The sequence below is a fragment of the Trinickia sp. genome (assembly GCF_035492435.1).
GTDB lineage: Bacteria > Pseudomonadota > Gammaproteobacteria > Burkholderiales > Burkholderiaceae > Trinickia.
Genome location: NZ_DATJJF010000145.1, coordinates 1 through 13,916, shown reverse-complemented (window position 1 = coordinate 13,916; position 13,916 = coordinate 1). Strand labels below are relative to the sequence as shown.

General features: G+C 61.8%; 13 protein-coding genes. 6 read left to right on the top strand and 7 right to left on the bottom strand.

Features of this window, described 5'->3' with window-relative positions; genetic code table 11:
* Positions 1-198: 198 nt before the first annotated feature.
* From glyQ to VL598_RS11035, 5 genes are all read left to right on the top strand, one after another.
* Positions 199-1,206: a glycine--tRNA ligase subunit alpha gene (glyQ, locus tag VL598_RS11055; protein WP_325326756.1), complete on the top strand. Its 1,008-nt coding sequence runs from the start codon at positions 199-201 to the stop codon at positions 1,204-1,206.
* An 11-nt stretch (positions 1,207-1,217) separates the two neighbouring features.
* Positions 1,218-3,362, top strand: coding sequence for a glycine--tRNA ligase subunit beta (gene glyS, locus VL598_RS11050; RefSeq protein WP_325326755.1), 2,145 nt, complete (start codon positions 1,218-1,220; stop codon positions 3,360-3,362).
* A 16-nt stretch (positions 3,363-3,378) separates the two neighbouring features.
* The gene (gmhB, locus tag VL598_RS11045) at positions 3,379-3,939 is read left to right on the top strand and encodes a D-glycero-beta-D-manno-heptose 1,7-bisphosphate 7-phosphatase (protein ID WP_325326778.1); all 561 of its coding nucleotides are present in this window, start codon (positions 3,379-3,381) and stop codon (positions 3,937-3,939) included.
* Positions 3,940-3,962: 23 nt separating this feature from the next.
* On the top strand, positions 3,963-4,769 hold the full coding sequence (locus VL598_RS11040; RefSeq protein ID WP_325326754.1) for a lysophospholipid acyltransferase family protein: 807 nt from the start codon (positions 3,963-3,965) through the stop codon (positions 4,767-4,769).
* Between the two features lie 67 nt (positions 4,770-4,836).
* Positions 4,837-5,712, top strand: coding sequence for a SprT family zinc-dependent metalloprotease (locus VL598_RS11035; RefSeq protein WP_325326753.1), 876 nt, complete (start codon positions 4,837-4,839; stop codon positions 5,710-5,712).
* 33 nt (positions 5,713-5,745) lie between these two features.
* Here VL598_RS11035 and VL598_RS11030 read toward each other — a convergent pair whose 3' ends face one another.
* Both VL598_RS11030 and VL598_RS11025 read right to left on the bottom strand, forming a co-directional pair.
* Positions 5,746-6,702: a phosphatidate cytidylyltransferase gene (locus VL598_RS11030; protein WP_325326752.1), complete on the bottom strand. Its 957-nt coding sequence runs from the start codon at positions 6,700-6,702 to the stop codon at positions 5,746-5,748.
* Positions 6,703-6,704: 2 nt separating this feature from the next.
* On the bottom strand, positions 6,705-7,343 hold the full coding sequence (locus VL598_RS11025; RefSeq protein ID WP_325326751.1) for a lysophospholipid acyltransferase family protein: 639 nt from the start codon (positions 7,341-7,343) through the stop codon (positions 6,705-6,707).
* A gap of 321 nt (positions 7,344-7,664) precedes the next feature.
* Between VL598_RS11025 and VL598_RS11020 the strand changes: the two genes are divergently transcribed.
* A complete protein-coding gene (locus tag VL598_RS11020) occupies positions 7,665-8,222 on the top strand; it encodes a CDP-alcohol phosphatidyltransferase family protein (protein ID WP_325326750.1) in 558 nt (185 codons plus the stop codon).
* Between the two features lie 96 nt (positions 8,223-8,318).
* Here the strand turns inward: VL598_RS11020 and gloA are convergent, their stop codons facing one another.
* The 5 genes from gloA to VL598_RS10995 all read right to left on the bottom strand — a co-directional run.
* Positions 8,319-8,708, bottom strand: a complete 390-nt coding sequence (gene gloA / locus VL598_RS11015) for a lactoylglutathione lyase (RefSeq protein WP_325326749.1) — start codon at positions 8,706-8,708, stop codon at positions 8,319-8,321.
* Positions 8,709-8,776: 68 nt separating this feature from the next.
* On the bottom strand, positions 8,777-9,607 hold the full coding sequence (rsmA, locus tag VL598_RS11010) for a 16S rRNA (adenine(1518)-N(6)/adenine(1519)-N(6))-dimethyltransferase RsmA (RefSeq protein WP_325326748.1): 831 nt from the start codon (positions 9,605-9,607) through the stop codon (positions 8,777-8,779).
* A gap of 58 nt (positions 9,608-9,665) precedes the next feature.
* Positions 9,666-10,691, bottom strand: coding sequence for a 4-hydroxythreonine-4-phosphate dehydrogenase PdxA (pdxA, locus tag VL598_RS11005; RefSeq protein WP_414718702.1), 1,026 nt, complete (start codon positions 10,689-10,691; stop codon positions 9,666-9,668).
* 54 nt (positions 10,692-10,745) lie between these two features.
* Complete coding sequence (locus VL598_RS11000) at positions 10,746-12,158, bottom strand: peptidylprolyl isomerase (RefSeq protein ID WP_325326747.1); 1,413 nt, start codon at positions 12,156-12,158, stop codon at positions 10,746-10,748.
* Positions 12,159-12,261: 103 nt separating this feature from the next.
* The coding region (locus VL598_RS10995) for an LPS-assembly protein LptD (RefSeq protein ID WP_325326746.1) at positions 12,262-13,916 on the bottom strand (1,655 nt) is incomplete at its 5' end.

Genomic DNA, 13,916 nt, shown 5'->3' with positions numbered 1-13,916 from the left:
CGAACGGCGGGCCGTCTCGCCGACGAAAGTCTCAATGCCGCACCAATCCGGTAAAATTCATCGCTTTAGCAGCGGGCCGCGACCAAGGTCGCCGGCCCGCCCTGGCCCGCACAGGCAAGACAAAGGCGCGGCCGATTTTTCGGCACCTCGGCGGAATCGGGGCGCACACGCCGCGCCGCCCGCCGCAAAAGGCACGACATGCTCACGTTCCAGCAAATCATTCTGACGCTGCAGTCCTATTGGGACAAACAGGGCTGCGCGCTGCTTCAGCCTATCGACATGGAAGTCGGCGCCGGCACCTCGCACGTCCATACGTTCTTGCGTGCCATCGGCCCCGAGCCGTGGCGCGCCGCGTATGTTCAACCGTCGCGCCGCCCGAAGGACGGCCGCTATGGCGAGAATCCGAACCGTCTGCAGCACTACTACCAGTATCAGGTCGTACTGAAGCCCGCGCCCGAAAACATCCTCGATCTGTATCTTGGCTCGCTCGACGCGCTCGGCTTCGACTTGAAGCAAAACGACGTGCGTTTCGTCGAAGACGACTGGGAGAACCCGACGCTCGGCGCCTGGGGCCTCGGTTGGGAAGTCTGGCTGAACGGCATGGAAGTCACGCAGTTCACGTACTTCCAGCAGGTGGGCGGCCTCGACTGCAAACCCGTGCTGGGCGAAATCACCTACGGGCTCGAGCGTCTCGCCATGTACCTGCAAAAGGTCGAGAACGTCTACGACCTCGTCTGGACGGAATGGGAAGAGATTGGTCCGAACGGGCCGGAGCTGCGGCGTCTCACCTATGGCGACGTCTATCATCAGAACGAGGTCGAGCAATCGACCTATAACTTCGAGCACGCGAACGTCGATCTGCTCTTCACGCAGTTCGCAAACTACGAGTCGGAAGCGAAGCGCATGATCGAGACGCAGTTGGCGCTGCCCGCTTATGAACTCGTGCTGAAAGCGGCGCACACGTTCAATATGCTCGACGCGCGCGGTGCGATCTCCGTCACCGAGCGTGCCGCCTATATCGGCCGGATCCGCGCGCTCTCGCGGCTCGTGGCGCAGGCGTACTTCGAGTCGCGCGAAAAGCTCGGCTTTCCGATGCTCGGCAATCCGGTGCATGCCGCACGCGGCCTGACGACTGACGAGCAAGATGCCGCGATGCCGGCCTGGGCGCCGCCGCTCAAAGCGGAACGCGCGATCGACGAGAAATGACGAGACCCAATATGAATCAAGCCCACACCGCCTCCCTGCTCGTCGAACTGTTGACCGAGGAATTGCCGCCGAAAGCGCTGGCACGGCTCGGCGATGCCTTTGCACAGGGCCTCGTTGAACGGCTCGCGGCACGCGATCTCATCGAAGGCGAGCCATCATTCGAGCAGTTTGCAACGCCGCGCCGCCTGGCTGTCCTGGTTCGGCACGTGCGCGCCACGGCGCCTGACAAGGAAGTCCGCGAAAAGGTGCTGCCGGTGTCGGTTGCGCTCGATAAAAACGGCGCACCCACCGCCCCGCTCGCGAAAAAACTCGCCGCGCTGGGCTTTCCCGACACGCCGCTCGAAAACCTCGAGCGGGCTTCGGACGGCAAGGCCGAGGCATTTTATTTGCGCTACTCGGCCGCCGGAGCCACGCTCGTCGACGGCCTGCAAACGTCCCTCGACGAGGCGCTCGCCAAGCTGCCGATCCCGAAGGTCATGACGTATCAACGACCGGATGGCACGAACGTTCAATTCGTGCGTCCCGTGCAGCGTCTAACTGTGTTGCACGGCAGTGAAGTCGTTCCCGTCACCGCATTCGGCATCGATGCCGGCGATACGACGATCGGACATCGGTTCCTCTCCGACGGCCTGGTGGCGATCCTGCACGCCGACGAATATGCCTCAACGCTCGAAACGAAAGGCCGCGTCGTCGCCAACTTCGCGCAACGCCGCGAGCGCATCGCCGAGCAGCTCGTCACGCAAGCGCGTGCCGACAAGGTCTTGATGCCCGACGCGCTGCTCGATGAAGTGACGGCACTCGTCGAATGGCCGGTCGTCTACGAATGCCGCTTCGAGGACGAGTTCCTGCAAGTGCCGCAGGAATGCCTGATCCTCACGATGCAGACGAACCAGAAGTACTTTGCGATGACCGACGCGGGCGGCAAGCTGAGCTCGCGCTTTCTCATCGTCTCCAACATTGAGACGGCGACCCCGGGCGAGATCGTCGAAGGCAACGAGCGCGTGGTCCGCCCGCGCTTGGCCGACGCGAAGTTCTTCTTCGAACAGGACAAGAAGAAGCCACTTGGCGAGCGCGTACCGCTGCTCGCGAACGTCGTTTATCACAACAAGCTCGGCACGCAGCTCTCGCGCGTTCAGCGCCTCGTCACGTTGACGGGTGCGATTGCGCCTCTCGTGGGCGCAGACGTCGAGCAGGCTCGCCGTGCCGCCTACCTCGCCAAAGCGGACTTGCTGACCGACATGGTCGGGGAGTTTCCGGAGCTGCAAGGCACGATGGGCACGTATTACGCTCGTCACGACGGTGAAGCGGAGGAAGTCGCCCTCGCCTGCACCGAGCACTATCAGCCGCGATTTTCGGGCGATGCCTTGCCGTCGGCGCCGGTAGGCACGGCCGTTGCACTCGCAGACAAGCTCGAGACGCTCGCAGGCATCTGGGGCATCGGCCTCGTGCCGACGGGCGAAAAGGATCCCTTCGCCCTGCGCCGCCACGCGCTCGGCGTGCTGCGCATTCTGATCGAAAAGCAGCTGCCGATCGATCTCGTCGACTTGCTGTGCGCGGCACACACGTGCTTCGCGAACGAGCCGAACGTTGCGGATTCGACCGATGCGCTCTACGTCTTTTTCATGGACCGCCTGCGCGGGATGTTGCGCGAGCGCGGCTATGCGACGGGAGAAATCGAGGCCGTGCTGAGCCTCGAGCCGAGACGGCTCGACGATATCGTCGCGCGGCTTGACGCCGTGCGCGAGTTCACCGCGTTGCCGGAAGCCGGTGCGCTGGCGGCAGCCAACAAGCGGATCACCAATATCCTCAGGAAGTCGGAAGCCGAAGCGGCGACTCCCCGCGCCGACGGCATCGCCGCTTCGGCCGGCGCGATGAGCCACGATATCGTCGTGAGCCTGCTCGTCGAGAATGCCGAACGCATGCTCAACGAGCGCCTGAACGCAGTCTGGCCGACCGTGCAGTCGCAGCTTGCCGAGCGCAACTATACGCATGCGCTATCGGCGCTCGCAGCGCTGCGCGATCCGGTGGATACGTTTTTCAACGACGTCATGGTGAACGCGGAAGACGACGCGCTGCGCAAGAACCGTTTGGCACTGCTTGCCGCACTGCATGCGCAAATGAACTGCGTCGCCGACATTTCGAAGCTCGCAGCCTGACGATGCACGGACGACCATCATGACTTCCATCAAGAAGCTCGTCATCCTCGATCGCGACGGCGTCATCAACATTGACTCCGACGCGTTCATCAAGTCCCCCGAAGAATGGGTCGCGATTCCGGGCAGCCTCGAAGCAATCGCCCGGCTCAATCACGCCGGCTATCGCGTCGTCGTGGCATCGAATCAATCGGGCATTGGGCGGGGACTATTCGATATGGCCGCGCTCAACGCGATGCACGTCAAGATGCAACGCGCGGCTGCGGCCGTCGGCGGGCGCATCGATGCCGTATTTTTCTGCCCACACACGGCGGAAGACGAGTGCGAATGCAGGAAACCGAAGCCCGGTCTCCTGAAAACAATCGTCGAGCGATACGAAATCGATCCGTCGACTACCCCTGTCGTCGGTGATTCATTGCGCGACTTGCAGGCCGGCGCGGCGCTCGGCTTCCCTACGCACCTCGTCCTCACGGGTAAAGGCAACAAGACGCTAGCGCTTGGCGATCTGCCCGAGGGGACGCGCGTTCATGAAGACCTCAAGGCCTTCGTACTCACGTACCTCGCTGAACAGGAAGCGTGACGACAACCGATCGACAAAATCCGATGCGCTTTCTCCGCTCGTTCTTGCTGCTGCTCTACCTCATCGTCTTCACGATCCCGTATGCCACGGCCTGCTTCTTCGCATTTCCGTTCCTGCGTGCCGACAAGCGCTACTGGATGGCGGCGGGCTGGTGTGCCGCCACGCTCGCCGTCCTGCGGCGCCTGAATGGGATCCGCTATCGCGTCGAGGGGCTCGAAAACCTGCCCGACGGCCCCGCTGTGGTGCTCGCAAAGCACCAGTCGGCTTGGGAGACGATTGCGCTGCCAGCGCTCTTGCCGCGGCCGCTGTGTTATGTCTTCAAGCGCGAGTTGCTGTACGTGCCGTTCTTTGGCTGGGCACTCGGCATGCTCAAGATGATCCACATCAATCGCAAGGAAGGCAAATATGCCTTTGCGTCGGTGATCAGGCAGGGGCGCGAGCGACTGGCCGAGGGCGCATGGGTCATCATGTTCCCCGAAGGCACACGCACGAGCGTCGGCACCCAGGGCAAATACAAAACCGGCGGCGTGCGTTTTGCGCTCGCAGCCGCAGCGCCCGTCGTGCCGATTGCGCACAATGCAGGACATGTCTGGCCGCGCAATTCGTTCATGAAATACCCGGGCGTCGTCACCGTATCCATCGGCAAACCGATCGACACCACCGGACTCACCCCCGATCAGTTGAACCAGCGCGTCGAGACATGGATCGAAACCGAGATGCGCCGTATCGACCCGGACGCCTATCCGGATGTGGCTGCGGGTATTCGCGGCAAAAACGGAAAGCCTGCGACTGCGACCGATACCAATGGGGCAGGGGCAGCCCGCCTTTGACGTTCGGCCCGCAGCCATTTGCGCCGGCGTCCGGCATAGTTTTGATGTGATCGAACCGCGAACTCCGATGGGACAACCCGTGACGCCTTGTTCAGCGAAAGCACTCGACAGCCGGCAGTTGGATTTGCCGTTGTTCAGCGAACTCGATCCGGATACCCGCGCGCCGCAGAACACGCCTTCGCCACCGAACGAAACGCCCGCATCACCGCGGGTTCCCGGCGCCAAACTGCGCCGCCTTATCTTGAGCGGACGCACGCTCGAGTACGGTCTGAAACGTTCCACGCGGCGCACAATCGGCTTTGCAATCGACGGTACTGGGCTCACGATCACAGCACCGCGTTGGGTGACGTTGGCCGATATCGAGGCGGCCATTGCGGGCAAGGAACGGTGGATTTTCACCAAACTGGCTGAATGGCAGACGCGCGCCGAGCAGCGGGCGCTGCCGCGCGTCGAATGGCGCGAGGGAGCGCACATTCCCTACCTGGGCAAACCGGTACGCATTGCGCTCGCGTCCTCAAACGGCGCATTGGCATTCGATGCGACCGAGGCCTGGCTCGCACTTGCCCTGCCCGCGCACGCTGACGCGCAGCAAATCAAGGATCGCGTGCAAGGCTGGCTGCAAAACGAGGCAAAGCGGCTTTTCGGCGAGCGCCTTGACGTCTACGCGCAAAAGCTCGGGGTGGGCTTCAAGGGGTATGCGTTGTCATCAGCGGCGACGCGCTGGGGAAGCTGTTCGAGCGACGGACGCATTCGGCTTAACTGGCGGCTCATTCACTTCCCGCTGTCGATTATTGATTATGTCGTCGCTCACGAGCTCGCACATCTGCGCGAGATGAACCATAGCCCGCGCTTTTGGCAGACCGTCGAATCGATTTTTCCTGAGTTCCGTGAGGCGCGGCAAACCCTCAAGCACCATCCGCCCGAGTTGCTGCCGGCCCTTTGAGGTTGTCGAGGCGCCAGCCCTTTGATCGCATTATCACGGCACCCAGCCATACCGCGTGATGTGAAAGAAGATCGGTGCGGCAAACACGACAGAATCCAGCCGGTCGAGCATGCCACCATGCCCGCGGATCATATGCCCCCAATCCTTGATGCCGCGATCGCGCTTGATAGCAGACATCACAAGCCCGCCCAGAAATCCCATCAATGCGATGACAAGCGCGATCACACCCGCAATCCACGGTGAGCCGTAGGGCGTGAGTCTCCATAACGACGCGCCAAGCACCCCGGCGCTCGCCACCCCGCCGACGAAACCCTCGACCGTTTTCGAAGGCGATAGCTGCGGCGCAATCTTATGGCGACCCAGCAGCTTTCCCCAGACGTACTGGAGAACATCACTGCCTTGCACGACAATGACGAGAAAGACGATCAGCATCAGGTTTCGCCCATCGAAGCCGGGGATCGGCAAAATCATCAGCGCCGGTACATGCGATACGCAATACACACAGATCATCACTGCCCATTGCATGCCCGCGCAGCGCTCGAGAAAATTCTGCGTCTGCGCGGACAGCGCCGAGAGAATCGGCATCATCAAAAACGCGTAGACGGGAATGAGAATCGCGAACAAGCCATACCAGTGCAGGTACACGAGCAGGTACTGAAGCGGCAGAAAGACGAAGAATGCGGCCACCACAGCGCGGTGGTCACCACCCGATGTCGTCGTGATCGTCACGAACTCGCGCAGTGCGAAGAATGACAACGCAAGAAAGAGAATGATGACCGCACGGGGGCCGAGCGCGAATGCGACGCCAAGAATGCCCACCATCCACCACCAAGCCGACACGCGTTCCGCGAGATTGTCGATGACCGCGTGAGGCGCGCATTTCGCGATGCGCCAACGCAAAACCCCGGTGACGACCGAGGCAATGATCAACACGGCAATGACGCTGCCAAAGACGAGCCACATTGGCTCCAACGATTGCAGATTCAGCATGTTCACTGTCCTACCGGTGCGAGAGAAAGCAGCGCTTCACGGCAGCGTGCCAAAAAACGATCCTTGGGTTCATGCGTGGCGATGTGCAAGGGTTCTCCAAACGTAACCGTGCATAAGACGGGGATGGGAATGCTTTCACCCTTTGGCAAAACGCGATTCAGGTTCTCTATCCACACTGGAACGAACTCGAGCGCCGGGCACGCGTGTGCCAAATGAAATATCCCGCTTTTGAATGGCAGAAGACGATCCGGTGTGGTGTTGCGGGTGCCCTCGGGAAATAGGATCAGCGACTCGCCATTGCGGAGCGCCTGCTCCATCTGCGCGACAGCATTAACGCCGTTACCAGCGGGGGCACCCGCGGTACGATCGATCAACAACGCCGTGAAAACGGCTCTGCCGATAAAACGACGCAGCGCCGATCTATTCCAGTAGTCGGCCCCCGCTACCGGACGGGTGACTGCGCGCAGCGAAGGCGGCAGCGATCCCCAAACGAGCACGAAATCGCCATGACTCGAATGGTTGGCAAAATAGACTTTGGGGGACGAACTGGGCGGCCCTGCTTGCCAGCGGGCTTGCACCCCTGTCAGCAATCGGGCGATTAACACTACGACATTGCCCAAGCGCTTCGCTATCCATCCCATTGCCATTCCTCGTCGATATTCGCCCGTGCCGCCTCGGGCACGGCGAGTTTTTTCCGCTTGCGGTGAGCGCAAGTACGTCGCCCGACAAAACGAAGCCTTTCAGCGCCTGTCGTGCAGCCCGCGATAGTGCAATAGCGCGACTTGTTGTTGGCGAAACCATCTGAAAATTCGGACGACCCGCTCCTGGCTCGCAGGTAATGACGCAGTATCGGCAGATGACGATGACGTCAAAACCTACCGAGGAGATGTGCAGCGATGACAGAGACACGACGGCCTATCCGATCGCGCTCGAACGCAACCCTTCGAAAGCTGGCCGGAGCCTTGGCCAGAACGTCCGTTACGCCGAACCAGGTCTCGGTGGCAAGCGTCCTCTTTGCCGCTGCCGGCGCGTTGGCGCTGCAAGCCCGAGACAGCGGGTGGGCGATGCTGCTTGCACTTTGCGCGATTCAAATGCGGCTACTTTGCAACGTGCTCGATGGCCTGTTGGCGGTGGAAGGCGGAAAGAAGACGGCGCAGGGTGCGCTCTATAACGAGTTTCCGGATCGGCTGGCCGATACGCTGCTCATCGTGGGGGCCGGCTATGCCGCGGGAATGCCGTCGCTGGGCTGGGCCGCGGCCCTCTTGGCCGCGTTGACGGCCTACGTGCGGGTGTTCGGCGGCTCAATCGGCCTCGAGCCCTGCTTTGTCGGCCCGATGGCCAAGCAGCACCGAATGGCGGTACTGAGCGCCGCATCGTTGCTGAGCGCAGGTGAAGCGCTGGGCGAATGGCCTCACTACAGCCTGCCGGCAGCGCTCATCATCATTACGGTTGGCAGTGCGCTGACTTGCGTCACACGCACCCGCGCCATTGCCCGCGCGCTAGAGCAGCGCGGGCAATAACGGCTTTCAAGGAGACACCTTGTGCGAAGCGACGGGCCCGTCGATTTGACGACGCGCCATCACATAGGCGGCGCACCGGTCGCCCGCATCGTGGCATCAATACGTCTTAGCCTGAATGAACTCGATCTTGTAGCCGTCCGGATCCTCGACGAAAGCGATGACGGTCGTACCGTGCTTCATCGGGCCCGCCTCACGCGTGACTTTGCCGCCTTGCGCCTTGATCTTCTCGCAGGCCGCATAGGCATCTTCGACTTCGATCGCGAGATGGCCGAAGCCGGTACCCAGATCGTACGATGGCGTGTCCCAGTTTTGCGTCAGCTCGATGACCGTGCCTTCGCGCTCGTCCGTGTAGCCCACGAAGGCGAGCGTGAAGCGGCCTTCCGGGTAGTCTTGCCGGCGCAACACCTTCATGCCGAGCAAGTTCGTGTAAAACGCGATCGAGCGATCAAGATCGCCAACGCGCAGCATCGTATGCAGCAAGCGCATGATGTACTCCCGTTCGGTGAAAGCCCTGAATCTACCAAGAATGCGCAAATGGTGCTTCGGACCCGACATTAACCCCGTGGCAGCGCCTGCGCGATCCTCACGTATTCCTCGACGGACACCTCCTCCGCCCGCCGCGACAGGTCGAACCCGAGCGCGTCGAAGTCGACGTGCTCACGATACGCCGACAGCGTATTGCGCAGCATCTTGCGACGCTGCGAGAACGCCGCCGTGACAAATTCCCCGAGCACCCTCACGTCGACGCGCGCCAATTCTTCCGGCGCATAGGGAATCATCCGTACAATCGCCGAGTCGACCTTCGGCGGCGGCTGAAAGGATTCGGGCGGCACGTCGAGCAGCTTGTCCATCACATACCGATATTGCAGCATGACCGATAAGCGTCCGAACGCCTTCGTCCCCGGCTGCGCCACCATGCGTTCGACAACCTCATCTTGCAACATGAAATGTTGATCGGCGACGATCGGCGCGAACGCCATCAAATGGAACAGCAGCGGGCTCGAAATGTTGTAAGGCAGATTGCCGACGATGCGCAGCGTCGGTTTCTCTCTCGTGTCGACGAGCGAGCCGAAGTCGAACGCGAGCGCATCCCCCGCGTGCAGCGCGAGGCGTCCGCCGAACTTGCTTTCGAGGCGCGCGATGAGGTCGCGGTCGAGCTCAACGGCATGGAGTGGCGAATCGGACGTTGCCATCCGCTCGATAAGCGGCTCCGTCAGAGCGCCAAGCCCCGGACCGATTTCGACCATGCGCTGCCCGCGCTCGGGACGAATCACATCGACAATCGAATCGATGATGCCCATGTCGACAAGAAAATTCTGGCCGAAGCGTTTGCGCGCCAAGTGGCCTTGGTGCTGCCGGCTTTGTTGCTGTCTGCTGGTGGACATCGGGTAGGAAAAGACGACAAAAAAAATCGAAATCGAAAAAGCGTGGCGCGCGGAGCCCTCAGCCGCCGCGCCGGTGGCGTGCCATCGCGACAGCCGTATCGATAGCGGCGATGAGACTGCCCGCATCGGCGCGGCCGGTACCGGCGAGATCCAACGCGGTGCCGTGGTCGACGGACGTACGGATGATCGGCAACCCCAACGTCACATTCACGCCTTCGCCGAAGGTCGCGTACTTGAGTACGGGCAACCCCTGATCGTGAAACATCGCAAGCACACAGTCGGCTTGCTCGAGGTAGCGTGGCTGAAAGAGCGTATCGGCGGGATAAGGGCCACGTGCATCGATGCCGCGCTGGGCAGCGAGTGCCAAGGCGGGTGAGATGACGTCGATCTCCTCGCGCCCAAGGTAGCCATTCTCGCCCGCGTGCGGATTGAGGCCCGTGACGAGAATGCGCGGCACCGGCAGGCCGAAATCGCGGCGCAAGTCGCGATCGATGATCGCCAGTGTTTCGACGAGCCCATCGATTGTCAGCGCATCCGGCACGTCCCTGAGCGGAAGATGCGTCGTGGCAAGCGCGACGCGCAGCGGGCGCACACCCGTGCCCGCAAGCATCATCACCACACGCAAGGTGCCCGTACGCTCCGCCAGGTACTCGGTATGGCCGGTAAACGGCACGCCGGCATCGTTGATCGTACTTTTTTGCAGCGGTGCGGTAACGATCGCATCGAACCGACCGGCGAGTGCGCCGTCGATGGCGGCATCGAGCAATCCGAGCACGTAGCGTCCGTTTGCGGCATCGAGCTGGCCGGCCACGGCGGGCACAGCAAGCGACAGCCGCTCTACACGCACCCGGGCGGCCGTGCCGCCGACAAGCGCGGCCCAGTCGACACCGACCGCACGCGCGCGCGCCTCGAGCAAGGCGGCGTCGCCCAGCACCGAAAACTGCACATCGGGCCAATGTGCGGCGGCGCCCGCGAGCGCCACCGCAGCGAGTTCGGGACCGACGCCGGCAGGCTCGCCCGTCGTCAGCGCAATGTGCAGAGGGGTACGATTGGCATTCGTCATCACTGCAGACTCACTGGTCATTACGACTCATTGACTCATTGCGTCAGTGCTTCGCCGCCGCATGGGATGGGCCTGCTACTGCTGCGCGACCGAGCTGCCGAGCTTGTACTCGACGTAGGCCGAATCGCGCAATTCACGTAGCCAATCGGCGTATGCCTGCTCGGCCTTGCGCTGACCGATGGCCTGGCGCGCGAGCTCCATCTGCTGCTGCACTGAGCCCGGCGCATCACGGCGGCCGAGCACCTGGATCAGGTGATAGCCGTACTCGCTGCGCACGGGCTCGCTCACGTCGCCTTCCTTAAGACTGTTCATGGCGCGTTCGAACTCCGGCACGGTTTCGCCCGGGCTGATCCAGCCGAGATCGCCGCCCTGCGCGGCCGAACCGTCTTGCGAGTACGTCTGCGCGAACTTGGCGAAATCGCCTTGGCCGGACTCGATCTCTTGACGAATCTGGAGCTCCCGCTGGCGGGCGTCCTGCTCCGACAGACCGCCCGGGCCGACGCGCAGCAGGATATGGCGCACGTGCGTCTGCAAGAGCTTCGGCGTCGCGCTGGCAGATCCGCCCACGCCGGTGCGCCGGTCAACGAGCTTTACGATCTCAAAGCCTTCGCTGGTACGGACCAGATCCGGACTGACCTGTCCGGGGCGCAGCAGCGAGGACGCCGCGACAAACTCATCGGGCAGCTGCGTCGGCGCCAGGAAGCCGAGATCCCCCCCTTTTTTCGCGTCGGTGGCCTGCGAATCGCTCTTGGCGAGCGACGTGAAGTTTGCACCGCCCTTCGCACGCGCGAGAATCGCCTCAGCTTTTTTCTGGGCTGCGGCCAGCACGTCTTGCGGCGCGCCATCTGGCACTTTCACGAGAATGTGCTCGATGTGCAGATCCTGCTCCGTCTTCGCACCAGGGCCGCGCTGGCTTGCAATGTAGTTGGCGACCTCGGCATCGGATACGCTGATCTTGCTGTCGACCTCGCGCTCGCGCAGTTTCGACAGCGTGAGCTCAGTGCGAGCATCGCGAATGAAGACAGACCACGGCACCCCCTGAGCCACGATCCGAGCCTGGTAGACATCGAGCGTCATGTTGTTCGCTTGCGCGAGACGCTGCAGGGTCTGCTGCACGGCCGCATCGTCGATAGTGATGCCGTCGTCCTTCGCTCTTTGCACCTGGATGCGCTCAACCACCATTTGATCGAGCACCTGCTGTTTGAGCTGGTCAGCCGGCGGCAAAGGCGCATTTTGTTGCTGAAGGCGGTGCGTAACGAGATCGAGGCGCGTCTGCAGCTCGCGCTCGGTGATGACGTCGTCGTTGACGATGGCCACGACCGAATCGACTGTTTGAGCACTCTGACCGGTGCTAGCCGGCTGTGCACTACTCTGGCCCTGCAATGCCTGCGCCGCGGCCGGCGATGCCGGCACTAGGATGAAAAGGCTACAAGCGCCGGCGAGACCCGTCGCGAGTGTCGCCAAGCGAAGCTTTTTGGTGATTGCCACAGCTACTCCATTGCATGACGGGCCGTAAAACACCGCCCTACCCCATTTGCGAGATGACTTGCGCCTATGTGCGCCATTCGACAGGCTTCAAAGCCTCATCAACTCACTCGTAATCGGAAAACCGCGACAGCGGCGGTCCCGGCGGCGGCGGTGGCATGTAGCCTTGCACGCCAGCCCTGAACGCCTGAGTCAGCCCGTTATCGATGTGCGACAGGCCCTTTAGCGTCAGCTGCGCGAGAAAGCGTGTTCCACTCGACCCTTGCAGCGTCGTCGTGTTGACGCCGTTTATGTAGCGCTGCACGCCAACGCCGAGCGACCAGCAATCGGCATCGTACTGGAAGCCAATAAGACCGTCGACGAGGCTACCGCCGCCGAGATCATAGTTGATCCGCCCGACGCCATAGAGCCGTCGCGTAAGCGGCCATTCGGCAGAAATCAAAAACTGGTTGATCGGCTGGTTGTTATTAAGCGCCAGATCAGCACGCTCGTATTGATACGACACGTTGATGACCTTGCGATCGCCTGCGCTATAGCCAAAGCCCGCGCTCGTCTGGACGACCTGATTTAGGTCAGCATTATATTGGAAGGTGGCTTGCGAAGCGAAACCGCCCCCGATCTTGGCCGAGCCGCCCACGATCACGTTCGAATGACTCGCCGCGGATGGCACCGTGCCCGGCACGAGCGTCACGCGCTGATCCGTAAAGTAGTACTCCTGCGCGAGGACGAAACGCGCACGCTCGTCACCCGTGTTTGGATCGATGAAGCGTGTCGTCAGAGCCGCCGTGAGGCGATTGGCGTCGGCAATACGGTCGTTACCGACGAACGTGTTCGGCGTGAAGATTTCCGCGAGGCCGAAATCGTCGGCGGCCGTGTCGAAGAGCGGCGCATCATTCTGGTTGCGGAAAGGCGTATAGACGTAATAGAGCCGCGGCTCGAGCGTCTGGATATAGTCGCTGCCGAAAAGCCGGACCGAGCGCTCAAAAACAAGTCCGCTGTCTAAGCTGAAGGTCGGAATGGATTCCGTAAAGTTCTTCGGCGTACCAACCGGCACATCCGTCCCGATCGACGTCAGGTTGTACGCCGCAAAGTGCTCCTGCACCTTCGGCACGACGAAATAACCCGGCCCGTTGATGCCGTACGACAGATACGGGTTGAAGACGAACCGGTTGCCCTGCGTCAAGTTCCCGGTCGTGATGGTAAAGCGCGTCAGGTCACCTTCGGCGCCGTAATCGAAACCGTTGACGTTGTACTTCGCGTACTTGACGTTGACCTGCGGTTCGCGCCCATACGGCGTGTCACCCGAAGCGGCCGTATAAAAGGACTGCCAGTGCTGCTCGCGCAGCAGCACTGACCACGGCCCGCTATTGTACGTGAGGCCGACTTCCTGCTGATAGACGAGCTGGGCGCCGACGAGGAATTGATTGCCCGCATTGCCAAGGTCGTACGGGTAATTCGCGTCCGACACGCGGTTGTAGTTGACGTACGCCGCGAAGCCATTGCCGAGATTCTGGTGGTGCTGCCAGAAAATGCCGTAGCGATTGGTATGCGTCTGCTCGTCGTCAGGAAGAAAGTCGGCGTAAAACGTCCCCGAGTAAGTCGGCGAAAGATAGCGATACAGCTGCTGCAATTGCACTCCACGCTTCGAAATGATGCGTGGCGTCACTGTCAGGTCGCGGTTCGGCGCAATGTTGAAGTAGTACGGCTGCGAAAAGTCCAATCCGTTCGACGAGCCGATCGAAAAGAGCGGCGGCAACAAGC

Bases quoted from the DNA above. Each gene is read 5' to 3' on its own strand.
- glyQ (WP_325326756.1), top strand. From the start codon at position 199: ATGCTCACGTTCCAGCAAATCATTCTGACGCTGCAGTCCTATTGGGAC.
- glyS (WP_325326755.1), top strand. From the start codon at position 1,218: ATGAATCAAGCCCACACCGCCTCCCTGCTCGTCGAACTGTTGACCGAG.
- VL598_RS11040 (WP_325326754.1), top strand. From the start codon at position 3,963: ATGCGCTTTCTCCGCTCGTTCTTGCTGCTGCTCTACCTCATCGTCTTC.
- VL598_RS11035 (WP_325326753.1), top strand. From the start codon at position 4,837: ATGGGACAACCCGTGACGCCTTGTTCAGCGAAAGCACTCGACAGCCGG.
- VL598_RS11030 (WP_325326752.1), bottom strand. From the start codon at position 6,702: ATGCTGAATCTGCAATCGTTGGAGCCAATGTGGCTCGTCTTTGGCAGC.
- VL598_RS11025 (WP_325326751.1), bottom strand. From the start codon at position 7,343: ATGGGATGGATAGCGAAGCGCTTGGGCAATGTCGTAGTGTTAATCGCC.
- gloA (WP_325326749.1), bottom strand. From the start codon at position 8,708: ATGCGCTTGCTGCATACGATGCTGCGCGTTGGCGATCTTGATCGCTCG.
- rsmA (WP_325326748.1), bottom strand. From the start codon at position 9,607: ATGTCCACCAGCAGACAGCAACAAAGCCGGCAGCACCAAGGCCACTTG.
- pdxA (WP_414718702.1), bottom strand. From the start codon at position 10,691: ATGACCAGTGAGTCTGCAGTGATGACGAATGCCAATCGTACCCCTCTG.